At 49.4% G+C, this 20626-nt stretch carries 25 protein-coding genes; 3 read left to right on the top strand and 22 right to left on the bottom strand.

Annotated elements, in window-relative coordinates; translation table 11 throughout:
- The 7 genes from PHW53_03345 to PHW53_03315 form a co-directional block, all read right to left on the bottom strand.
- Complete coding sequence (locus PHW53_03345) at positions 1-405, bottom strand: archease (protein MDD4995469.1); 405 nt, start codon at positions 403-405, stop codon at positions 1-3.
- Positions 392-910 carry a hypothetical protein gene (locus PHW53_03340; protein MDD4995468.1) on the bottom strand — a complete coding sequence of 173 codons (519 nt, stop codon included), beginning with the start codon at positions 908-910 and terminating at the stop codon, positions 392-394. Before PHW53_03340 ends, PHW53_03345 begins: the two co-directional genes overlap by 14 nt.
- Entirely contained in the window at positions 903-1709 is an 807-nt protein-coding gene (gene mreC / locus PHW53_03335; GenBank protein ID MDD4995467.1) for a rod shape-determining protein MreC, read from the bottom strand. The genes PHW53_03340 and mreC overlap by 8 nt, the downstream gene beginning before the upstream one ends.
- Positions 1710-1744: 35 nt before the next feature.
- Complete coding sequence (locus tag PHW53_03330) at positions 1745-2806, bottom strand: rod shape-determining protein (protein ID MDD4995466.1); 1062 nt, start codon at positions 2804-2806, stop codon at positions 1745-1747.
- Positions 2807-2883: 77 nt separating this feature from the next.
- The gene (locus PHW53_03325; GenBank protein MDD4995465.1) at positions 2884-3267 is read right to left on the bottom strand and encodes a hypothetical protein; all 384 of its coding nucleotides are present in this window, start codon (positions 3265-3267) and stop codon (positions 2884-2886) included.
- A gap of 57 nt (positions 3268-3324) precedes the next feature.
- The gene (locus PHW53_03320; GenBank protein MDD4995464.1) at positions 3325-3621 is read right to left on the bottom strand and encodes a DciA family protein; all 297 of its coding nucleotides are present in this window, start codon (positions 3619-3621) and stop codon (positions 3325-3327) included.
- Position 3622: 1 nt separating this feature from the next.
- Positions 3623-6574 (bottom strand): UvrD-helicase domain-containing protein, encoded by a 2952-nt coding sequence (locus tag PHW53_03315; GenBank protein ID MDD4995463.1) that lies wholly within the window; start codon positions 6572-6574, stop codon positions 3623-3625.
- Positions 6575-6627: 53 nt separating this feature from the next.
- On the opposite strand from PHW53_03315, the gene PHW53_03310 reads away from it, so the two are divergent.
- Positions 6628-6993, top strand: coding sequence for a response regulator (locus tag PHW53_03310; protein ID MDD4995462.1), 366 nt, complete (start codon positions 6628-6630; stop codon positions 6991-6993).
- Between the two features lie 141 nt (positions 6994-7134).
- A complete protein-coding gene (locus PHW53_03305) occupies positions 7135-7605 on the top strand; it encodes a hypothetical protein (protein ID MDD4995461.1) in 471 nt (156 codons plus the stop codon).
- On the opposite strand, the gene PHW53_03300 is transcribed toward PHW53_03305, so the two are convergent.
- Entirely contained in the window at positions 7583-8284 is a 702-nt protein-coding gene (locus PHW53_03300; GenBank protein MDD4995460.1) for an endonuclease III domain-containing protein, read from the bottom strand. The genes PHW53_03305 and PHW53_03300 overlap by 23 nt on opposite strands.
- Before the next feature lie 289 nt (positions 8285-8573).
- Between PHW53_03300 and PHW53_03295 the strand changes: the two genes are divergently transcribed.
- A complete protein-coding gene (locus PHW53_03295; protein MDD4995459.1) occupies positions 8574-9428 on the top strand; it encodes a hypothetical protein in 855 nt (284 codons plus the stop codon).
- A gap of 39 nt (positions 9429-9467) precedes the next feature.
- Here PHW53_03295 and PHW53_03290 read toward each other — a convergent pair whose 3' ends face one another.
- From PHW53_03290 to PHW53_03225, 14 genes are all read right to left on the bottom strand, one after another.
- Positions 9468-9758, bottom strand: a complete 291-nt coding sequence (locus PHW53_03290) for a hypothetical protein (GenBank protein MDD4995458.1) — start codon at positions 9756-9758, stop codon at positions 9468-9470.
- 147 nt (positions 9759-9905) lie between these two features.
- Complete coding sequence (locus tag PHW53_03285; GenBank protein ID MDD4995457.1) at positions 9906-10730, bottom strand: hypothetical protein; 825 nt, start codon at positions 10728-10730, stop codon at positions 9906-9908.
- A gap of 11 nt (positions 10731-10741) precedes the next feature.
- The gene (locus PHW53_03280; protein ID MDD4995456.1) at positions 10742-11602 is read right to left on the bottom strand and encodes a TatD family hydrolase; all 861 of its coding nucleotides are present in this window, start codon (positions 11600-11602) and stop codon (positions 10742-10744) included.
- Between the two features lie 4 nt (positions 11603-11606).
- Positions 11607-12119 (bottom strand): CvpA family protein, encoded by a 513-nt coding sequence (locus PHW53_03275; GenBank protein ID MDD4995455.1) that lies wholly within the window; start codon positions 12117-12119, stop codon positions 11607-11609.
- A gap of 45 nt (positions 12120-12164) precedes the next feature.
- Positions 12165-13664, bottom strand: a complete 1500-nt coding sequence (metG, locus tag PHW53_03270; protein MDD4995454.1) for a methionine--tRNA ligase — start codon at positions 13662-13664, stop codon at positions 12165-12167.
- Positions 13665-14084: 420 nt separating this feature from the next.
- Positions 14085-14759 carry a 16S rRNA (cytidine(1402)-2'-O)-methyltransferase gene (rsmI, locus tag PHW53_03265; protein ID MDD4995453.1) on the bottom strand — a complete coding sequence of 225 codons (675 nt, stop codon included), beginning with the start codon at positions 14757-14759 and terminating at the stop codon, positions 14085-14087.
- 1 nt (position 14760) lies between these two features.
- Complete coding sequence (locus tag PHW53_03260; protein ID MDD4995452.1) at positions 14761-14949, bottom strand: hypothetical protein; 189 nt, start codon at positions 14947-14949, stop codon at positions 14761-14763.
- A gap of 6 nt (positions 14950-14955) precedes the next feature.
- On the bottom strand, positions 14956-15192 hold the full coding sequence (locus tag PHW53_03255) for a glutaredoxin domain-containing protein (GenBank protein MDD4995451.1): 237 nt from the start codon (positions 15190-15192) through the stop codon (positions 14956-14958).
- 410 nt (positions 15193-15602) lie between these two features.
- Positions 15603-16349 (bottom strand): thioredoxin domain-containing protein, encoded by a 747-nt coding sequence (locus PHW53_03250; protein MDD4995450.1) that lies wholly within the window; start codon positions 16347-16349, stop codon positions 15603-15605.
- Between the two features lie 63 nt (positions 16350-16412).
- Positions 16413-17333 (bottom strand): FAD-dependent oxidoreductase, encoded by a 921-nt coding sequence (locus tag PHW53_03245; GenBank protein MDD4995449.1) that lies wholly within the window; start codon positions 17331-17333, stop codon positions 16413-16415.
- 8 nt (positions 17334-17341) lie between these two features.
- Entirely contained in the window at positions 17342-18880 is a 1539-nt protein-coding gene (locus PHW53_03240) for a fused MFS/spermidine synthase (protein ID MDD4995448.1), read from the bottom strand.
- Entirely contained in the window at positions 18861-19637 is a 777-nt protein-coding gene (locus tag PHW53_03235) for a prolipoprotein diacylglyceryl transferase (GenBank protein ID MDD4995447.1), read from the bottom strand. The genes PHW53_03240 and PHW53_03235 overlap by 20 nt, the downstream gene beginning before the upstream one ends.
- 97 nt (positions 19638-19734) lie before the next feature.
- Positions 19735-20205, bottom strand: a complete 471-nt coding sequence (locus PHW53_03230; protein ID MDD4995446.1) for a hypothetical protein — start codon at positions 20203-20205, stop codon at positions 19735-19737.
- A 51-nt stretch (positions 20206-20256) separates the two neighbouring features.
- Positions 20257-20625, bottom strand: a complete 369-nt coding sequence (locus PHW53_03225; GenBank protein MDD4995445.1) for a four helix bundle protein — start codon at positions 20623-20625, stop codon at positions 20257-20259.
- Between the last annotated feature and the right edge of the window lies 1 nt (position 20626).

Raw genomic sequence — 20626 nt, 5'->3', positions numbered from 1 at the left:
TTATATATCAAAAATTATTTCCGCCGTGAGCCCCTCGGCCGTTTGCTCAATTTTAAATCCATGATAAGTAACGGCTTTTATCTCCTGCCGGAAACCGCGGATCGGATAACCGATCAGGGTCGCGGTAACCGAGTCAGCGGCAAGATTATCAATTTCGGCATCATGATACGCCTCGTCATGAGTGTCGCTCTGAAGCAGAGCTTCGCTCAAAAAATCCACAAGCAGCAGCTCCGGATCACCGGCCTGAACCTGAATTTTGCGGCGCACCAAATCCCGTGAAGCAATATCCGGCTCAATGCTTTCAAACATACCGAAGAGCGCGTTTTGAAAAAGTTCGGCCATATCGCGGCCAAAAACGCGGAGGCGCAGATCGGCCGGATGCTCAAGTTTTTTATATTTTTCCATACGCCATTTTTTTCGGCCTGCCCATCTTTGAAAAAAACCGGTACAGGGAATAAAAAATAAAAACAAATGCGATGTTCACCAGCATGGCGGTCAGAATGACCTGGAACTCCTGCCCGCTGGAAAATTTTTCCAAACCTCCGTCGAACGAATTCAAAATATGGCGGAGCAGCCAGTACGGCACGACCATGGCGCTGCCGATAAGCCCAACGCCGAGAAGCGATGCGTTAGATACGTAATTCATAAAAATATTCCTTCCCCAGAGATACAGGGCCGCAAAAATCAAAATGTACGCGCCGATCGAATAGAAACAAAATATATCAAACAATATGCCGGTTACGAAAATGTATGTCCATGCCTCGCGGTTGTGGCCGGAAACCATAAATATAAGGAGTACCGGTATCACCAAACTCGTCAGATTAATCGGATACGGCAAGGACGCGAGAAAACTTATTTCAAGGAGCGCGAGCAGGACGTAAAGCGATAATGTGGCGAATCCCCTAATCATGGCTTGGAATTATTACGGAAATCATGCCGATGGCGTAGAAATCGGCAAGCGGCTCGACGAGCGCGGTTTTGAACGGTTCGTTGCCGGACACAATGATTTCATTTATCACGCCGACGATCAGGCCGGCGGGTATATTTTCTTCAAGATTGGACGTGACGACCAGGTCGTCAGCCTTAATATTTTCCTGCACCGGAATGAGCTCCATGCGGATAATGGAACCATAGGAGCCGCTCGCGATGCCGATGGTTTTGTCGGCGCCGAGAATCTTGACCGGAATCTTGCTGCGCGGGTCGGTAACGAGCCGCACTTCGGCAAGGTGGTCGTGGGCCTCCAGGATGCGGCCGATAATCAAGCCTTCGCCGCTAATGACCGGGTAACCGGCCTGAATGCCGTCAGAGAGCCCGCGGTTGATGACCATGTACTTTTCATGCGGCGAACTGATATAGGTGAGCACTTTGGCCGAAACCGTGGCGTAATCGTTGGCTTCAGTGAAGTCCAGCTGTTTTTTGAGCAGGACATTTTCTTCCTTCAGGGCACTAAGCTCCACATAATCAACCGCCAGATTCTGCACTTCACCCTCGAGCTCCTTGAGACGCCCCATGATTTCATCCCGCCGAAAAACCGAAACATAAGCCGACGAAGCGCCGCGCGCCACAGCCTGATAGGCGCTCTGAAACGGGCGCAGCACAAATGCGATGGCGTTTTCAAACGGCCCAAAAAATCCAAAAAACGATAAAATAATAAGCAGGATTATGCCTGCAATTAATATATTCGAACTTTTTATAAATGATTTCTTCATCTTGAGATTAAACGCCCAAACCACGGCAGATTAATCTATCTCATGTTCTTTGCCATCTGCTCGTTGGTTGAAGGCAATGCGATTTCGCGGAGAAGGGGCAGATTATCCAAAAGCATACCGGTGCCGCGCACGACGCAAGTCAGCGGGTCGTCGGCCACGCGAACCGGAACATCGGCGGATTCGGAAATCAATTCGTCCAGGCCACGCAAAAGGGCACCGCCTCCGGAGAGCACCAGGCCGCGCTCGTAGATATCGGCGACAAGTTCAGGCGGGGTTATTTCAAGCGTTGCTTTAATATTATCAATTATCAAATTGACCGACCGGCGGAGCGCCTCGCGGATCTGGGCGTCATTCACGATAATTTCTTTGGGCAAGCCGGTTAAGAGATCACGGCCGCGCATCTCAATCTCCAGATTGTCCGCCATGGGCTTGGCCGAACCGATTTTAATTTTAATCTGTTCGGACACCACTTCTCCGAGCAAGAGATTAAATGTGTCGCGCGCGTACTGAACAATGTTTCGATTCAATTCGTCGCCGGCGATGGCCAATGATTTCCAGGTCACCACGCCGGAAAGAGAAATTACCGCGATTTCGGAAGTTCCGCCGCCGATGTCAACAATCATGTTGCCGACCGAATCCGTGATATTGAGGCGCGCGCCGAGCGCAGCGAGCATGGGTTCCTCAACAAGATACACTTCGCGGGCGCCGGCCGAGATGGCGGCGTCTTCAACGGCTTTTCTTTCCACTTCGGTAATTTCCATGGGCACGCCGATGATAACGCGCGGACGCGGCACGAAAGTGAATGTATCCTGATGGACCTTGTCAATAAAATATTTCAGCATTTTTTCGGTAACCTCAAAATCGGAAATGATTCCCTTGACCAGGGGTTTCACGGTCTGGATATGCGGCGGGGTTTTGCCGAGCATCTCCTTGGCTTCGCGGCCCACGGCGAGAATCTGGCTGTTGCGCATGTTGATGGACACAACCGACGGCTCGTTGATGACAATGCCTTTTTTATCAACATAAACCAGGGTATTCGCCGTACCGAGATCGATGCCCAAATCACGTGAAAATTGTCCGAGAAATTTTTCAAACATATTAAAAAATATAGTCCACACTGCGGACTAGTATTATATCTTGAAGACCCTGTTTTGACAAGATATGAAAATTTGGCTTATTTTAGCCTTTTTATTGAGATAAAAAAGAACTCCAAAAGGCTCACTCCGGCAACAAAAAACAGCACATTCCACCAAGTTAAAAGGCCCCGGCTCATGAGGTACAGGCCGGCGACCGCAACGGCCGCTAAGAATGCCCCTTGGCGGAACGAAGCAGCGACCCGCCGCGAGATAAAATCATCTCTTTTCAGAATAATCATGCGGACGAATATGCCGGCGACAGTCAACGTGCCGATCAGGCTTAAGAAAAGGCTGGCATAGAAAAAAATAAATCCCAGGGCGCCGGTTTCGTAGGGATTTGTTTTAAAAATTATTATCAAAAAAGCGGACCAGCAAATTATGGTGGCGAGAAGCATGAATAAAATAAAAGCACGCAATGTCATACCGGTATTATAACACAGATTCATCGTCCCGACAGGTCGGGACCCGGGATGTCTGAATCAGGCAATCGTAATTTTTATGCCGGAAACGGCTTTGGCTTTTAGACCGCGATTAATTTCATTTATAAGCCGCGATTTATTGAATTGCAGGTTCTGCGCGACAACCGCGTGCCCGCAGGAAACGCGCACGATACCGTTGCGGAACGAAACGTGAGCCACCGCGTCGCAGGTTAACTTGCCGTAGAGCTCGCGGCAGACACGGTTGAATTCTTCAACCACGCGCGCGGCGTTGACACTCTGGGTGATGCCGGCGCGTTTCACGGCCTCGTCTAAAAGTTTTTTTATGTGGATCAGCATATCAGATTTTTCGGTAATCGCAGATAAAATTAAAGTCGCAGTGCCGGCAAAGCTCGCTCGGCGCCGGCGGAAAATCGCTGTTTTTTATTTTTTCAATGCGCTCAATGAGAGCGGCCGTAACCCTCTCCTTGTCTTTCTCGCTCGCCACAAACTCCTGCCGATTTCCGCTCTCGAGATAATAATAAACCAATTTTTCTACTTTGCGGTTAAAGAGACGCGGTTCTTCCATGGCAATTTGATAAATGATCAGCTGCTCTTTATCCTCGGCCTTTAATTCGTCCTTTGCTTTGCCGGTCTTGTAATCAACCAGAGCCAGATTGCCGTTTGCGAGTTCGTCAACGCGATCGATTTTTCCAAAAAGAGTATAATCGCCGAATTTGACATTAAATGTCTGCTCCACGGCAATTGTTTTTGGCGGATCCTTGGCCAGCTCTTCCCAGTATTTTTTGAGAACCCGGCGCCCGGTTTCTTTGTTCCCGCGCATCTCATCGCGGTTTTCATACCACGCCGGGATCCATTCCTGGCCATAGATTTCCAGCAATTTTTCAAGAGGCGGCAGGCCGGGGCTGCCTTTTTTAACTGACGTTTTGCCAAAAAGCGTTGACTGCGAACCCTGGGCAAGCCACTCGCGGAAAAATCTTTCCAGCGCGGCGTGCATTGATTTTCCAAAGCTGAATACCGCTTTGCCGAATACCGGAATGTTCAGAATATGCGCGTATTTATACTGCAACGGGCAGGTGCGGAACGCGGCAAGCCGCGTGAAGCTGAATTTTTGTGGAAAGGGATATTCTATTTTCTTTTCGTGCTTTGGCGCCGGAACTGGTACTTCAATCGAAAGTTTTGACTGGCGGCCGGCCCCAGCCCTGGCATCGGCCGAATAGCCGAGTTCAAACAAAAATTGAGAGATTTTCTTTTTGCGAATTCCGCCGTAATCATCGGCCGAAGTGAAAAACACTCCGTCTTTCGCGCGGGTGATGGCCACGTAAAACAAACGCCGCTCTTCTTCCAGGTGCGTGTCCTGGCCGGCGGGCAGAATCTCCTTCACCAGTGGATCAGGCACGGGAATGGCCTCGGAGCGTTCGGTGGTCGGAAAACGTCGGTCCACCATATTGACGATAAAAACATATTTGAATTCCAGCCCCTTGGCGCCGTGGATGGTCATGATGCGGACCATCTCCGGACCCTCTTCGGCTTCAAAACGCAAAGAACCCTCTTCCCCGGCCTCAAGCTCAAACTCAATCTGCGCCATAAAATCAGAGAGGCGCGACTCAACGTTGTCGGTTTCGAATTTTTTAATTTTCTCCCAGAATTGCTCCAGCCAGCCGATCTTTTGGTTCTTTTCAAGCTCGGGCAGATGGTCAAGCCAATGCAAAAAGCCGCTTTGCTCCAAAAAATATTTAAATACCATGCCCGTGCTTTTATCCCGCGTAAGCGCGGCTGCACCCTCAACCAGGGTAATCAGGCGCGGCAGTGATTCCTGGGCGCCGGCAGAAAGATTCTTAAGGCCCTGGTGGCGTTTAACAACCTCCCAAAGAGACGACGAACTGCGCTTTGCCTCCATGGCCATCTCAATCAAATCCGCTTGGCTGATTTTCCAAACCGGCAAAGACATGACGCGATAAAGCGCCGGACTCTCATGATAATTATCAAGTAATTTAAAAAAACTCAAAATGTCGCGCACCACCGGGCGGGTGTAAAGGCCCTTGAGCGCCAGAAACTGATGCGGGATTTCCTGTTTGGCAAAATAATTGCAGAATGGAGCAGCCGCGTCATTTGAACGAACGAGCACGGCAAAATCGTCCCAGGTCAAACCACTGTCCCCGGCCTTGAGCTCGGCAATGGTTTGGGCAACGCCGCGCACCTCCTGTTCAAGGGTTTTATAATGCAGATGTTCGGCGCGGCCTTCGCCCGGACACTGGGCATCCAGTTTTTTGTTTATTTTCTTTTTTAAATTTTTATTTTTGAGCTGGGCTTCAAGGCGGTTGGGATTGTTGCGCTGAATAAACTCGTAAGCCAGATCCAAGATGTTCTGGCGCGTGCGATAATTTTTGACAAGCACCACCTCTTTGGATTCGGGAAAATCTTTTTTAAACTGCAGAATGTTTGAAAGCGAGGCACCGCGAAATTTGTAAATCGACTGATCATCATCCCCCACCACGGTCAGGTTATTGCGCGGAGCGGCAAGCAGTTTGATGAGTTCATACTGCGCCCAGTTAGTATCCTGAAACTCATCCACCAGAATATATTTAAATTGCGCGCGGTATTGCTCCAGAATATGCGGCCGCTCGCGAAAAAGCTTGAGCGTATAATTAATGAGATCGCCGAAATCAAGCGCGTCGTTATCCAGCAATAATTTTTGATAAACATGATAGGCGTTGGCAAGTTCATTTACGCGCTTCACTTCCTGGTCCGCGGCCTGATCCGAATCTTTATTGAGCTTTAGGCTCTCGGCATATTCAAGATAACTTTCGGGCCAGAGATCCTCGTCCTTGGCGCGGGAAAAATGCTCAATCATTGCGCGGATAAACTTGGTCGGATTGCCGCGCGGCTGCCAGTAATCAAGGTCAAATTTATCCAGATTCCGGCGCACCAAGAGCCAGGAATCAACCTGGGAAAGCAGTCGAAATGAATTCGGAAGTCCGATTTCTAACGCATGATTTTTCAGAACCCGCTCGGCAAAAGAATGGAAAGTAGAAATCCAGAGATCCAAGTACCCGTACGGCAAAAGCTTGTCCACGCGCTCTTCCATTTCGCCGGCCGCTTTGTCAGTGAATGTGAGGGCGAGTATTTCCTCGGGACGGGCAAAACCTTCGGTGATAAGATGGGATATTTTCCGCGTAATAACCATGGTTTTGCCGGTGCCAGCGCCGGCGACAATCAAAATCGGGCCGTCGGTCACGGTGACGGCCTTACGCTGTTCGGGATTCAAATCTTGACAGATTGGCTTATTCATGGTACGATTCATTATCTTTCGCGCATTTCTAATATCAACGAAGGGAGAATCATATGTCGCTGATCATTGTCGTGGATGACGACCAGGAAATCAGAAACGCAATCTCGCGCATCTTAAAGCGCATGGGCAACCTCACAGTGTTGTGCGAAAACGGTGAGGAGGCCCTGCGATCGCTCGAGGTCTGGAAGGATACGGCCGCGCTCATCATCTCGGATGTGAACATGCCGGTCATGGACGGCAAACAGCTGTTCGCGCGCGTGCGCGCCACGTGTCCCGACCTGCCGTTCATCCTCATGACCGGAGGAAGCGACAAACTGCCCTCCGACGACCGGACCCAGCACCTCGCCAAGCCACTCAACTTCGACGCTTTCACGAAAGCCGTCGATGCCGCGCTCCAGATGTCATCCCCCCGTTCCTGATCCACTTCCAGCCCATGCTCTCAATACTGTCGTCTCGATCCATCGGTCGGGACGATTTTTTTGTGTATAAATCGCCTGTTGCCGGGTTTTGAAATATGATAATATTAGTTTGGTTTTTTAACAATAAGGAGGAGGTGGAGTATGCCCAGGGAAGCAACGATCAATGCAACGATCCTTGTGGTCAGTGAACAAAAACCGTTTGGCATCAGTCTGAAGCAACGTCTTGAATCGATCGGCCACATGGTTCTGCGCGCCGATAGCACCAACCAGGCCATTATGTTTTTACGTGAACAAGGAAAGCAGGTGCTCGGAAAGGAACTCTTGCCAGCTGACATGTCCGGCAGCTTTGTCGAGGATTACGCAAACCATCAGAGGCACGGAAAAATAATCTCAACGGTTGATCTGGTAATATCCGAACACTTATCGTCCGAGCAGTCGGCTGCCGAATTCGTGAGGACGCTAAGGCACGATTTTCCATTCACTCGTGCGATTGTTCTCTCTGAAAGAACCGTTGACATTGTCCGCCTCGGCTCAATGCGTCAGCGCCCAAATCCGGGCGAGATCGACGATGCGTTCCTCGCCAAGCTCGTTAAAGACGTTCTCGTACGCTAGCTCCTTTATTCCTTTTCCCAGCCCTTGGCACCCGCCTCGGGCATTTTTTTATCTTGAGCAATACGACCGCTTGCCCACGGTTCTGTCGCAACAGCTTGCCCCAGGCGACAATCAAAGCGTGAAATTCATTATACAATTCAACGTTCGGGCGAAGGCGTTTTTGAAAATACGCGCGATATTCTTCGTAATCTTTAAATTCAATGCCCAGCTCTTTGCACAAACGCCGCGTGTAGGCGTCAATCACGAATGTCGTCTTTTTTCCGGCATACAACAGCATGGAATCAACCGTCTCGGGTCCGATGCCCCAGATTGACAGGAGTTCGGGCCGCTTTTTTTCCAGACTGCCTTGCAGAAACTTTTTCGCGCTGGACTGATAGTTGTCGCAGATATATTTGGCAAAAATCTTGAGCTTTTTGGCTTTCTGGCGGAAATACCCGGACGGCCGGATCAGACGCTCAATTTTTCGCGCCGGCGATTTGGCAATGGCGCACGGGGTCAGAAGGCGCGCCTTCCGGAGGCCGGCGAGGGCTAATTCAACATTTTTCCAATTCGTGTTCTGGGTCAGGATGGCGCCGACGCAGATTTCAAAGACCTTATCCCCCTTTTTAGCTGAAACCGGCCACCAATGCTGGGGGCCGAAGTGACGGTAGAGGTTGCGATAGATTTGCATGAGGTTCATGGGTTGATTTTAACAAAAAATCGGTAATTTGGGTAGAGCCCCGACGCTTTATCTTCTTCTTTTCTTATCGTCATTGCGAGAGAGTCCCGACAGCAGTCGGGACGACCGAAGCAATCCTGTACCTATTTTGAAGCGCCTGCAACGGGATTGCTTCGCCCCTCGACAAGCTCGGGGCTCGCAATGACGATAAGAGTGAATGGCTTGACAAAATGGGCTTTTTCCACTATAATGTGATGAAAAGTCGGGAAACCGACTGATTGTTCTCTGACAACCAAAAAGGAGGTTCGTCGTGAAGAAGGAATCCTGGAAAATCATGTTCGCGTGTGGCGTGGGCGCATTCATTGGCTCGCTCATCGCTCTGGAGCTCAAGCCCTGGCTCATCTGGGTCGGGCTCATCACCGGCGGACTCGTGGGCTACCTGGCCTACGATTTCCGGCGCGTCATCGGCGTCATCCCGGCGGCGTACCGGGCGGCCAGAGGATGGAGGCCGGATCGGCGTTTCTGGAAAACCACTGCGGCGGGTTTGGTCGCTTTTTTCTGCTTCTTCCTGGATCTTGCAACAACGACCATCATCTTCTTTATTGCGATAGACATATTCGAACCTAAGGTCGAAATTTTTCAAGGAGCGTTCGAAGTGCTCAAGATCGTCACTGGTGCTACAATCATGTGCATCAGTACAGTAATACTGTTATTCTATACCACCGGATGTGCCCAAGCACCAAAACGCGACGAAATTCTCGACCATCATCGAAAAACCGCGTGGACTGCGGCATACTGTCTAGCCCCGCCCATCGTCCTCTTCTACCACCTGCCCCGCGGCATGTGGTGGCTCATGAAGAGAACGCCGAGAGCCATGGTGGAGATTCTGCGCTTCATGGGACGATCCATCATGGCGATCGGACGCGGTTCCGTCGCTCTGGTCCGCTTCCTCGGACGTTTCGGCTGGCAGGTGTTCGTCCGCATCCACTCGGAGCGGCGGGCGCTCTGCTTCACCGACGCGGTCATCGGTTCGGTGGCCGGGTACGTCGCGGGTTCGGCGATCATCGGCGCGCTCGCGGGCGGCCTCATCGGCCTCGTGAACTACGAGCTCGTGACGCGGCGCTGGCTCATACCGCGCGGGTACGTGGCGGTCCGGGCGAAGTAGGAGGAAGCAGCAGATGCAACCAAACGACAAACCACGCGACTACCCGCTCTTGCTAGTATTATTTCTCATCATGTTCTTTCTGCCGATCATCCTCTGGTTCATAATTCCCATCGATGCATCGGTAACGGGACCGGCCATACGATTTCCGCCACTCCCGTAAATCGATAACGCTCTCATCGGCCGTTCAATCGCAAGATTGACGGCCGGTTTTTTTATCGCATACACATCCATAATATTGTCATCCTGAGCCCGAGCCTCGAGCTTGTCGAGGGGTGAGGGGCGAAGGATCTCGCATCTCGCCATGACCATGGTGGCGCCGTGGACGCTCATCTCGAGACTGTGAGATCCTTCGCCCCGACATTCCGCTTCGCGGATGTCGGGACTCAGGATGACAATACGAGCGGGTTGTTCAAAAACAAAAAGCGCTCCCTTGGAGCGCTTCGAAATTGTGGATGATTCGCGAACTACCCAACGATTCTACGCGGCATCTTCCCAGTCCTGTTTGTCAGAATCTACCGTGGTGTCGCGTTCATCCAGCCGCGTTCCCTCTACTTCAATCGCCTCGGCATATTTAGCGTCCTCGTCCTCATCCGAAAATGAAAAGGTTAGTTCCTCAGGCCCATTTGGGACACTAATGAACTCCTTACCCATATCATCAAAAGAGATGCGCTTTTTAGTATCTGGCAAAATTATTGTGTTGAATTTTCCGCTTTTTGTATCAATCGTTCGAACGATTTCAACGATTTCAATGCTCTGACGATCAATATCGATATCACTAATAAACACCGGCTCCTGCGTCCCCTTTTTCATGAGCCAAGTATGCTTGAACGGAGCGTGTGAGTCATCAGGCAATTCGGAGTAATTTTTTACAAATGATTCATACGGCACTTCAAAATCTTTTCCCCCTTGATCATGTAATATTATTGCGTTTTTCTTGGGCGCACATCCCCTCACGTAAACTGCCATTGGTTTGTGGCGATGCAAAAAATATTCTCCATGATAATCTAAATCCTGCAAAATTCTTTTATAGTCTTTAAGCTCATCCGACTTTATGAATTCATAAGTTTTCTTATTCTTCACGCTTTTATCCGCTTTAGCAACGACCAACATCTTTTCACCGGTCTCAAAATCATTGCCTATACCCTCAATTCGAAATTTTTTGCCCTGGGGATTTGCCAGGATGGCGCCCTCCCGATACCTAATATACTCTTCGTCGGTGAATATTTCTTTCGCCGGCGCGATTTCAAGCGGTTTTCTGTCTTCCGGGCTTGGCGAATAAATATTTTCGGGATTTCTTGGCATACTTTTCTTGTTTAAATTCCAAAAAAATTGCGAGCGTTAGCGGTGGTCGCGGCCGCCACTTCTTCCATGGTTATTCCCTTGATTTCCGCGATTTTTTTCGCCACCTCGACCACATATTGCGGCAGATTGCGCTTTCCGCGGTGGGGTTCGGGCGTGAGAAACGGCGCGTCGGTTTCCACCATGACGCGGTCCAATGGAATATTCTTAACCGTCTCCGCAAGCGCCGAATGCTCAAAAATCTGTGACTGCTTAGGGGCAAAGGTAACTATACCAGTGAAAGAAATTAAAAATCCAAATTGTAAAAATCTTTCTGCTTCCTCCCACGTGCCGAGGAAGCAATGGAGAACGCCGCGTTTTTTTAATTTGTCCTGATTTATATATTCCTCAACTATTTCCGCGACCGCACCGTAAGTCTCACGCGCGTGGATGATAATTGGCAGATTCAGTTCATCGGCCAGGTCCAGGTGCCGGCGGAAAATATCGGCCTGCCGGGTTTTTACGCCGTTGAGTTCTTCGTGCTCGGGTACGTAATGGTAATCAAGGCCGGACTCGCCGATTGCCACAACCTTGGGACTCTGCGCTAGGTTTTTATAAAAGTCATGATCAAAATCCTCGGCATGAGCCGCGAACTTGGCCTCCTCTTCCTCCACCTCCATGTCAACAAGGTGGCTGGGGTGCAGGCCGACGGCGGCATATACGCCTTCGCTAAATTGCTCGGCAAAACGCACGGCGCGTTCGCTAGTTGAAGCCTGCGATCCGACATTAATCATCCAGATGTTTTGGTCCAGACACTGACGAGCGATAATTTCGGCGTCATTTTTAAAAGCGCTGAAATTCAGATGGCTGTGCGTATCAATTAAAAATGGGTTCATGGCATTATATTAAGGACTGAATTTGTCTGACAGCCTCGGGCAGAAGCGGAGATATCAAATTAAAAATCATAACCAAATAATGGGCAATGGATGAATCAACCATCCACTGGTTTAGCCAGTCAATTATCGGATAGCGGGACGCCACATAGAGAATTCCGCCGAGAAGAAAAGCACCTTCAATAAATCCGACGAGTCCGCCAAGCAAACTGCTTATTGATTTCATGAACGGAATAATTTTCAAAAATCCGAATATTTTGTCAAGGATGTGAAAAAGTAATCCGACGAGCCGGTTTATCAAAATAAATATAATTATAAAGCACACCACCTTTGACATGTTCTCATTGCCCCAGAAAAACGGTTCAAAAAGCCCGGCGATGGGCTCGTAGATGCGGCTCGCGATCAGCGCGCCGGCAAACACGCCAAAAAGGCCGCCGAGTGTTTGCACTATGCCGAAAAACAGGCCGTAAAAAACAAAACCCGCGAGGCAGACGATGAGGATTACGTCAAAAAGTGTCATAGATAAATATTTTAGTATCTAGAATCTAGTACCTAGAATCTAGATTTAAGAATTTAGGCGCGGGAATAATGATTCCGCTTTTTTGATAGCTGTACCCGATTTGAGGCCACCCCATTTGATTGCAGTTTCAAATTTCTTTGACTTCTCTTTGGCCGGATCAAGTCCGAGCTGGGTCCAGATTTTTTCCGCGGTCTGAGGCATGACGGCAAGAAGCATCCAGCCGACATTTCGCAGGGTTTCAAGCAGGATGTAGAGAACCGCGGCAAGCCGCTCGGAATTTATCTTTGCGAGCTGCCAGGGTTGTTCCCTGTCAATGAAACGGTTGGCTTCGCGCACCACTTCCCATGTTTCATCGAGTGCTTCGGAAAAATTTAATTTTTCCATGGCCTGGATGATTAACGGCCAGTTTTCAATTTTTTCGGCCGCTAACTCCGGCACTTTGGAATCAACGTATTTTTCCGTCATAGCGAGCGTTCTCTGGAGAAGATTGCCCAATTCGTTTGCGAGATCGTTATTATAGCGCTCCTCCAGGCGCGAAATTGAGAAAACTCCGTCCTCGCCGAAGGTAATCTCGCGCAAGAGATAGTAGCGCAGGGCCTCTACGCCGTATTTGTTCGCGAGTTCGACCGGGTCAACGGCGTTTCCTAGGGATTTGCTGATTTTTTGGCCTTCAACCGTAAAAAATCCGTGCGCGAAAATCCGCTTCGGCAGTTCAAGGCCGGCGGACATGAGCATGGCCGGCCAAAGCGCGCAATGAAATTTAATGATATCCTTGCCCACGATATGCACATCGGCGGGCCAGTATTTTTTAAACTTTTTCTGGTCATTGAAGTATCCGATTGCAGAAATGTAATTGATCAGCGCGTCAAACCAGACATAAATAACGCTCTTTGAATCGCCGGGCATCTTTATCCCCCATTCCATGCTTTCGCGGGTGATGCTGACATCTTCCATGAAATCTTTGATATAGCTCACCACTTCGTTGCGGCGCGAAACCGGTTGGATAAAATCCGGATTATCCTTAATGTGCTTAAGCAGCTGTTTCCGATACTTGGTGAGTTTGAAAAAATAATTTTTTTCCTTGATTTTCTGGACCGGTTTTTGGTGGATAGGGCATTTGCCGTCAATTAGATCCGAATCGGTGACAAATGCTTCACAGCCGCCGCAATACCAGCCCTCGTAGGTGCCTTGATATATGTCGCCGGCGTCAACGACTGTTTTTACAAATTTTTCCACGGCTTCTTTGTGCCGCGGTTCGGTGGTGCGGATAAAATCATCATGAGTCATTCCGAGTGAATCAAGGGTTTCCTGCCAGACCGCGCTCATGCGGTCAACGAATTTCTGAATATCTTTTTCGCCCTCCTTGGCCGCGGCTTCAACATTCTTCTGGCTGTTCTCATCCGTGCCGGTCAAAAAATAAACATCCGCCCCGGCCATGCGGTGCCAGCGCGCGGCCGCATCGGCCGCGAAGTTGGTATAAGCGTGGCCGATGTGCGGCTTGCTGTTTACATAGTAAATCGGCGTTGTAATATAGAATTTTTTCATAGGTCCGCCATTGACAAAATATTATCGTTGTGTAATAATTGCGTGTGCTGTGGAATGTGTTGCTACGCGAAGGGGATTCCTCAAGCCGCGAGTCCCACCACCTCGTAGTTTGAGCATGGCATTACGCGTATCATGCAAAATCGGTTCGGTCGCAGCTTTGTCGATCGGCCGCGTCCGGGGACACTGGGCCATTCCCTTCTCATGGGCACGCGATTCAGACTTCGGTCTGTGAGCCAAGAATCCTGGCAAGAACTCCTGTTCGCCATAATCCGAAGTAGACGTTGGGATGTTCCCGACGAGCGAAAAGGATGTGGCCCCCTGCCCCGATCTCTGTCCGACTGGATCACCGATGCACAGACTGCAGCACGTCCTCCTTCCTCTCCCCGTTGCTTGACCCTAGTTGAGCAACGGGGATTATTTTTATTTTGAAGAGATTACGATTACAAATTCTCCTTTTGATACGCCTGCCTGCAGCCTGCTTTTAATTTCCGCAGCCGTGCCGCGGTAAATTGTTTCAAATTTTTTTGTGAGCTCGCGGCCGACCACGATTGGCCGGTCGGCAATTGTCTCCTCAAGTTCGGCGAGCGCTTTAATGATCCGGTGAGTTGATTCGTAAAACACGACCGTCCGCTCTTCGGCGGCAACTTCTTTGAAAAATTTCTGCCGTGCTTTTTTATGCGGCGGAAATCCCAAAAATAAAAATTTGTCCGCCGGAAATCCTGAAGCCGAGAGAAGCGTAACTGCGGCACACGGTCCGGGAACCGGAATGATGTTGATTTCAGCACCGAATTCGCGCACCAGCTCTTCCACGAGCTTGCCACCCGGATCGCTCACGCCCGGCGTACCGGCGTCCGAAACCAGGGCAATCCGCTTCCCCCGCCGCACCATCTCTTTAATATGATTTACTTTGGTAAATTTTGAATGCTGGTGATAACTTTCAACAGGGATTTTTATTTTAAAATGCGCAAGAAGATTGCGCGTGACGCGCGTATCTTCGCAAAGTATCAAATCGGCTTCGGCAAGAACTCGCACGGCCCGCGGGCTCGTGTCCTCAAGGTTGCCGATCGGGGTTGCGACAACAAAAAATTCAGTCATGTTAAACGCTTACTTCATCCGAGCCGCAGAGCCGGCAAACCATGCGGACTTCGTCCGGATTCAGCTCATTGCAGGCCGGACAATAAAACTCATTGCCACGCTCCTCCACTCCTTCACTGCCGCACTTCATGCAGTTCATGTCGATGTCCTGGACCAATACCTCTCCGCACATTGGACAATTATAAATCATAATATTTTATTCTCCCATTCCTAAAATCTCCATGATTTTAGGCTTGTTAAAACCAATGACAATCTGACCGTCAATCTCCGCGACCGGCACGGCCATCTGCCCTGACTTATCGATCATTTCCTGAGCCGCGGCCAAATCCTTGGACACATCAATATCATCGTATTTAAGCTCATGCTTGGATAAAAACTCTTTAAGTTGAACGCAATAAGGGCATGTCGGCGTGGAAAAGACCTTAATGTTCATAGATTTGGCTTATTTATTATGTGGTGATTATATCCCATTTTGGGCCATTTTTCAATATTTTTCATAAAAAATAGAGTCGCTCAGGGAGCGACTCTAAGACCTTGATCTTTTTGCCCGATCCTTCTCGTTCCTCCCTACGGAGGGGCGCGCGCTACTTTCTGCCCCAAGTCACACCTCCCGGTTTTGGCATGGGGCCGCCCATGCGTTGTTGTTGCATAGGGCGGCACGAACAACGGTATCACAACTGTTAAAAATCGTCAAGGCGACACGGGATATCGGTTAACCGGTGAATCGGTTGATCGGAACCGGCTTAGACCATTTAAGCCCGATTCACTGATTCACCGATTAACCGATTCTTTGACTAAAAAAGCCCGTCCATGTATGTATAGACGAGCTTTTTGATTACCAATCTACTGTGCCAGAATCTGGTCCAAGATCGCTTCAAGATCCGCAATCGGCAGGGCTCCGGAAACCATCTGGCCGTTGATGAATGTGGCCGGAGTGCCGCGGACGCCGGCTTGGGCGCCAGTCTGCATTTCCTCGTTTATCTTACTGTCGTAACGGTTCTCATCAAGACAGACATTGAAATCGCCGGTATTTAACCCGATTTCCTTAGCCGCCTGTTTCCAGACATCGGTTCCCATGGTTCCATCAGCATTGGCGTCAAAAATCTTTTCATACATTTCCCAAAATTTGCCTTGCTCGCCGGCACATTCGGCGGCCATGGCCGCGCCGCGCGCGTTCTCATGGAATGAGAGCGGGAAATGACGGAAAACGAAACGAATCTTTCCGTCATAGTCCTTGAGCACCTGATCCATGGTGGTTTTGTAACTTAGGCAATACGGACATTCAAAATCCGAATATTCAATCAGTGTAATTGATGCGTCTTCGGGACCAACGGCATAATCCGTTTCACCCACTGCCGGAACCTCGGCGACTCCGACGTCCTCTTCGGCGGCGACGGCCTCCTGCGCTCCAGCGGCAACCGCATCGCCGGCCGCATCGTTCTTGGCGAAACTTAACGGATTGCCGGAATACATCGCCAGAACCAGAATAATTGCCGCGATGGTGCTGAATGACGCGAGACCGACAAATAATCCTAGAAAAAATGATAACGTTGGATTTTCTCCAAATATACTTTTATTCTCCTTGGCCATAAAATAAATAGATTAATTTTTTTAATTAAATAACTATAACACATTTTATCGGCTAGCGCAATGCTATCCGTTTTTTTGAATGTATCCGATAATCTGAACCGCGGCTTTGGCGCCTTCGCCCACACTAACCGCAATCTGTTTCACAGTAACGTCCGTGACATCGCCGGCGGCCCAGATGCCCGGGACGCTCGCGGCATTGTACTTATTGATAACAATTTCGCCCTTTTTATTTTTCTTAACAAAATCAATGAAGTCAGCGGCCGGCACCAGGCCGATCTCCACGAAAATCCCCTGCATTGGGATGTCGTACGGCCGGCCGTCCTGTTCGTAGCGCAGACTCCGCACGAATTTATCGCCGAATATGCCGATGGTTTTCGCGCCGGCGATTACTCTAATACTTCTGTCGCGATTGATTCTTTCAATGAGCAGTTTTTCGCCCTTGAGGGCATCATTAATAGTGAGAATCGCAACCGACCGGGCGTGTTTGGCGAGAAGAAGAGCCGATTCCATGGCCGAGTTGCCTCCGCCCACCACCACAACATCCTTGCCGGAAAAAAGCGGAGCATCACAAGTGGCGCAATAAGTTACTCCCTTTCCGAAATATTTTTTTTCGCCAGGAACATTCAGTTCGCGGTATTTCTCGCCGGTGGCAACGAGCACGGTCCGGCAGTAATAAGCATCATTTTCAGTACGGACGATAAATGATTTGCCGTTTCGGGAGACGCGTTTCACGGTTTCTCCCTCAATCAAAATGATTTTATAATCAGTAAGATGATTGGTGAAATTTTTTATAAGAGCGGCGCCGGAAATTGTCCGAAATCCCAAATAATTCCCCACCTCTTCGCTGAAAATGACCTGCCCGCCGGCCTGCGACGCGATTAATGCAAAATCCATCTTTTGACGGGCAAGATAAATGGCCGCTGATAGGGCGGCCGGTCCCCCGCCGATTACTACGCAATCGTAGATTTTTTTATTCGTTGGCATAAGCCCGATTATTTTTTATGCAGCTCCTTGGTGAAATAGTCAAAATACATGGCGTCGGTCATGTGCTCAACCGGAGCGCGGTCGTCGGTGAGCAACTCTTCGACTGAATTGAATTTCACTAATTTTGAATTCAGGGAAAGATAATGGATCATCTCCGAAAGATCCGGACGGCCGACAATGGCCGGGTGCGAGAGCAGGCGGTCAAACTCCAGAGGCTCGTCGGAGCAAAAAATTATGTAATTGAACGAATCGGCCACCGGCGCGGTATAAACATACTTGAAATTATGAGCCATGGTATTGGTAATGGCGCGGTAAAGCCGGGATTCCTCGGATGTGGCATTGAGATTAAGCGCTATAATACCCTGGGGTTCAAGAATATTGCCCAGGTCAAAGAAAAATTCATCGGTTACCAGGTGCCAGGGAATGTAAAGCTGGTTTGAATAAGCATCGACCAGAATCAGATCGTATTTTTTTTCCGAGGTTCGGGCGAAAATCCGGCCGTCCAGATTGAAAATGTTTACCTTGGCTGGATCGAGGTCAAAATATTTTTTCGCAACCTGGATTACCTTATCGTCAATTTCAACCCCGTCAATATTGAATACTTTGTCCGGAAAAATCTCAAGCATGCCGTGAACAGCCGTGCCGCCGGCAAGCCCGATATTTAAAATTTTAATATTTTCCTTCTCAAAAAATGCCGGGATGGCGGACATAACATCAAAATACATCCGGCCGATCAAGTCAGACCCGAGACGATAAGCCGATTGCGTGCCGGTTCCTTCATTGTAGATTAATTCGCGTAGCCCTTCTCTTTCCCGCACTTGAATATACTGGTAGACCGATTCGGTTTGATAGATTATGGACGGATCGTAACTTAGGGCCGAAGGCGCAAATAACGGACCGGCGACGAAAATAAAAAATCCAAACCAGGCATAATGCTTCCGCCGGGCCAGACCCCAGGCGGCAGTCATAATCAGGATAACAGCAAAGATGAGTACGGTCTTTTTTGATCCAACCCAGGCGATGAATACAATCGACGGCAAAAAAGTGCCGACAATACTGCCGACCGTGGAGATAGCAAAGATACGACCGGAGATGTTGCCGATATTGTGGTCAAAAATCGATGCAAGTTTAATCAGGAAAGGGCTGCACATTCCCAGAAACATAATCGGCACGAAGAATAAAATTAGCGTGGAAAAAAATGAACCAACGAGAATCAGAACCGACGCCGGGGCGCTGCCGGAAAAATCCTTAAGCACAACCATGGAAAGCGGCTCAACCGCAAATGGAATAATGAAACAAAAAAGTCCGGCAGTTAAAATTATCTTCAGCAACAGCGACAGCTCCGGACGGCGTTCGGAAATGCGGCCGCCGAACCAGTAACCAATCGCGAGCGCGAGCATGATGACAGCGATAATATTAGTCCAGACAAAAAGAGATGTACCAAAATACGGCGCCAAGAGGCGCGACGCGGTGAGTTCAATCGCCATAATACACATGCCGGTAATGAACGCGATAACGTACGGCAGTTTAGGCTTGTGTTTGGACATTTATTTTTTTTACGCGCAGTTTTAATAACAACGCGATTCCAATAATAAAAATTGCAATGGAAAAATATTGAGCCGGTGTGAGGCCCGCGTAGCGCGCCTCCGCACCCGGACCGTCCCAGATCCGCAAAAAATCAAGGCCAAAACGCACTGCGCCATACATAATAAGAAACAGCCCGGTGAAAAAACCGGTTGTCCGCATTTTGCGCGCGAGCATAATAAAAATGATGAACAGGATCGCGGCGGCCGCGGATTCCAGGAGGCCGAGGTCAAAACGGTCGCCGAGCGGATAATGAACGCCCAGAAACGACGCGGTGCGTATGCCCGGATGGTCATTTATCAAAAAACACCCGATTCGCCCGACCGCGATGCCGAGAGGCGCGGCGAAAGCCAGCGCGTCCGCGTATTTAAAATAATTCAGTTTCTTGATCCGGGCGACAATCAAATACCCGGCGATCACTCCGAACAAGCCGCCGAAAAAAGAATATCCCGGCTTCCAGACGTAAAATATCTCGGCCGCGTGAGCGGCGTAATAATGCCATTCGTAAAAAAACACGTGCCCGAGCCGGGCGCCGATGACCGCGCCGACAAGGCCGGCGAAACTGATATCCCAGACGGCTTCGTGATTCAGACCGCGGCGTTTGAGAAAAACCCAGGCGCATAAAATCGCGGCAATAAATCCCAGGGCGACGAACGTTCCCCAGACTTGAAATTGAATCGGTCCGAGATTAAAGGTTGTTAGGTGAAGATATGGAATCATACTAGCTTGTAGCTGGTAGCTTGTAGCTGGTAGCTTGCGAATGGAAAATTCCTACAAGCTAAAAAGCTACAAGCCTACCTGCCGGTAGGCAGGCTCGTTAAAGTACGCCAAGTTCTTTGAGCGCGTTTTTAAAACCGTCAATCGCCGACTTGGCGGAACGGTGGCTGACGCTGAAACTCGCTTCGTGCACCAGCTGATTGCGTAGTTTGTGCGACCACCAGACGCGATGAAGCTTGGGAAATTTATAAGTCGCGACTTTGAGCCGCTCGCCGAGCGTGGTGCCGGGCATGGCCATGGCTTTGAGCGCGTGGTCTAAAAGCTTATCGGCTTCAAGAATGGCCACCTTGTCGGTCATCTCGCTTCCCTTTCCAAGCATGGATTCAATTTCTTGCCAGCGCGTTTGAATCCCCTTCCGGTCCAGGCCCTCAAGCTCGGGTCGGCGGAGAAAACGACGAAGCAAATTAATACTCCAAACAAGAAAAAATATAATAATTGCGCCAATCAAGAAATAGATGAGGAGCTCAATTAATGACGTGTTTTCGAAATATGAGTAGTCAACTGTAATCATGCTTGGTTTTAGGAATTAGGAGGTTAGGAAATCAGCTTGTAGGAAATACGCCTACTTGCTCAATGTCGCAATCATCTTATTGAGCATCTTCATTATTTCATTGAGTAATAATTCGATTGCACTGAAGTCAAAATTTTTTCCAAAAGATAATCTCTTAGCTATTTCGAGCTGGGTCTCAAGTTCGGCCCCGGAACCAAACGCGATAATTAGAAAGCGTCGAAATTCAATCCGACTACCCCGTCTTCTACCCTCGGCGATATTTGAGGGAATCGATATAGCACAACGTCTCATCTGCGCAGTGAGAACGAATATTTCCGACCTCGGAAACTGCTCAGTCAATTCGTAAATCTTGGTTACTAAATCCATTGACTTCTGCCAAACAACCAAATCTCGATAACTTTTAATAATATCTGATTCCATA

Source organism: Patescibacteria group bacterium (assembly GCA_028710985.1).
Lineage (GTDB): Bacteria > Patescibacteriota > Patescibacteriia > JAHJFT01 > JAHJFT01 > JAQTTB01.
The sequence above is the reverse complement of the archived record's forward strand: the minus strand, read 5'-3'. Positions and strand labels throughout refer to the sequence as shown.

Bases quoted from the DNA above. Each gene is read 5' to 3' on its own strand.
- PHW53_03330 (MDD4995466.1), bottom strand. From the start codon at position 2,806: ATGTTTGAAAAATTTCTCGGACAATTTTCACGTGATTTGGGCATCGAT.
- PHW53_03290 (MDD4995458.1), bottom strand. From the start codon at position 9,758: ATGAGCGTCCACGGCGCCACCATGGTCATGGCGAGATGCGAGATCCTT.
- PHW53_03230 (MDD4995446.1), bottom strand. From the start codon at position 20,205: ATGATTACAGTTGACTACTCATATTTCGAAAACACGTCATTAATTGAG.
- PHW53_03245 (MDD4995449.1), bottom strand. From the start codon at position 17,333: ATGCCAACGAATAAAAAAATCTACGATTGCGTAGTAATCGGCGGGGGA.
- PHW53_03235 (MDD4995447.1), bottom strand. From the start codon at position 19,637: ATGATTCCATATCTTCACCTAACAACCTTTAATCTCGGACCGATTCAA.
- PHW53_03285 (MDD4995457.1), bottom strand. From the start codon at position 10,730: ATGCCAAGAAATCCCGAAAATATTTATTCGCCAAGCCCGGAAGACAGA.
- PHW53_03315 (MDD4995463.1), bottom strand. From the start codon at position 6,574: ATGAATAAGCCAATCTGTCAAGATTTGAATCCCGAACAGCGTAAGGCC.
- PHW53_03280 (MDD4995456.1), bottom strand. From the start codon at position 11,602: ATGAACCCATTTTTAATTGATACGCACAGCCATCTGAATTTCAGCGCT.
- PHW53_03320 (MDD4995464.1), bottom strand. From the start codon at position 3,621: ATGCTGATCCACATAAAAAAACTTTTAGACGAGGCCGTGAAACGCGCC.
- rsmI (MDD4995453.1), bottom strand. From the start codon at position 14,759: ATGACTGAATTTTTTGTTGTCGCAACCCCGATCGGCAACCTTGAGGAC.
- mreC (MDD4995467.1), bottom strand. From the start codon at position 1,709: ATGAAGAAATCATTTATAAAAAGTTCGAATATATTAATTGCAGGCATA.
- PHW53_03340 (MDD4995468.1), bottom strand. From the start codon at position 910: ATGATTAGGGGATTCGCCACATTATCGCTTTACGTCCTGCTCGCGCTC.
- PHW53_03305 (MDD4995461.1), top strand. From the start codon at position 7,135: ATGCCCAGGGAAGCAACGATCAATGCAACGATCCTTGTGGTCAGTGAA.
- PHW53_03240 (MDD4995448.1), bottom strand. From the start codon at position 18,880: ATGTCCAAACACAAGCCTAAACTGCCGTACGTTATCGCGTTCATTACC.
- metG (MDD4995454.1), bottom strand. From the start codon at position 13,664: ATGAAAAAATTCTATATTACAACGCCGATTTACTATGTAAACAGCAAG.
- PHW53_03255 (MDD4995451.1), bottom strand. From the start codon at position 15,192: ATGAACATTAAGGTCTTTTCCACGCCGACATGCCCTTATTGCGTTCAA.
- PHW53_03260 (MDD4995452.1), bottom strand. From the start codon at position 14,949: ATGATTTATAATTGTCCAATGTGCGGAGAGGTATTGGTCCAGGACATC.
- PHW53_03225 (MDD4995445.1), bottom strand. From the start codon at position 20,625: ATGGAATCAGATATTATTAAAAGTTATCGAGATTTGGTTGTTTGGCAG.
- PHW53_03275 (MDD4995455.1), bottom strand. From the start codon at position 12,119: ATGACACTTTTTGACGTAATCCTCATCGTCTGCCTCGCGGGTTTTGTT.
- PHW53_03345 (MDD4995469.1), bottom strand. From the start codon at position 405: ATGGAAAAATATAAAAAACTTGAGCATCCGGCCGATCTGCGCCTCCGC.
- PHW53_03300 (MDD4995460.1), bottom strand. From the start codon at position 8,284: ATGAACCTCATGCAAATCTATCGCAACCTCTACCGTCACTTCGGCCCC.
- PHW53_03310 (MDD4995462.1), top strand. From the start codon at position 6,628: ATGTCGCTGATCATTGTCGTGGATGACGACCAGGAAATCAGAAACGCA.
- PHW53_03325 (MDD4995465.1), bottom strand. From the start codon at position 3,267: ATGACATTGCGTGCTTTTATTTTATTCATGCTTCTCGCCACCATAATT.
- PHW53_03250 (MDD4995450.1), bottom strand. From the start codon at position 16,349: ATGGCCAAGGAGAATAAAAGTATATTTGGAGAAAATCCAACGTTATCA.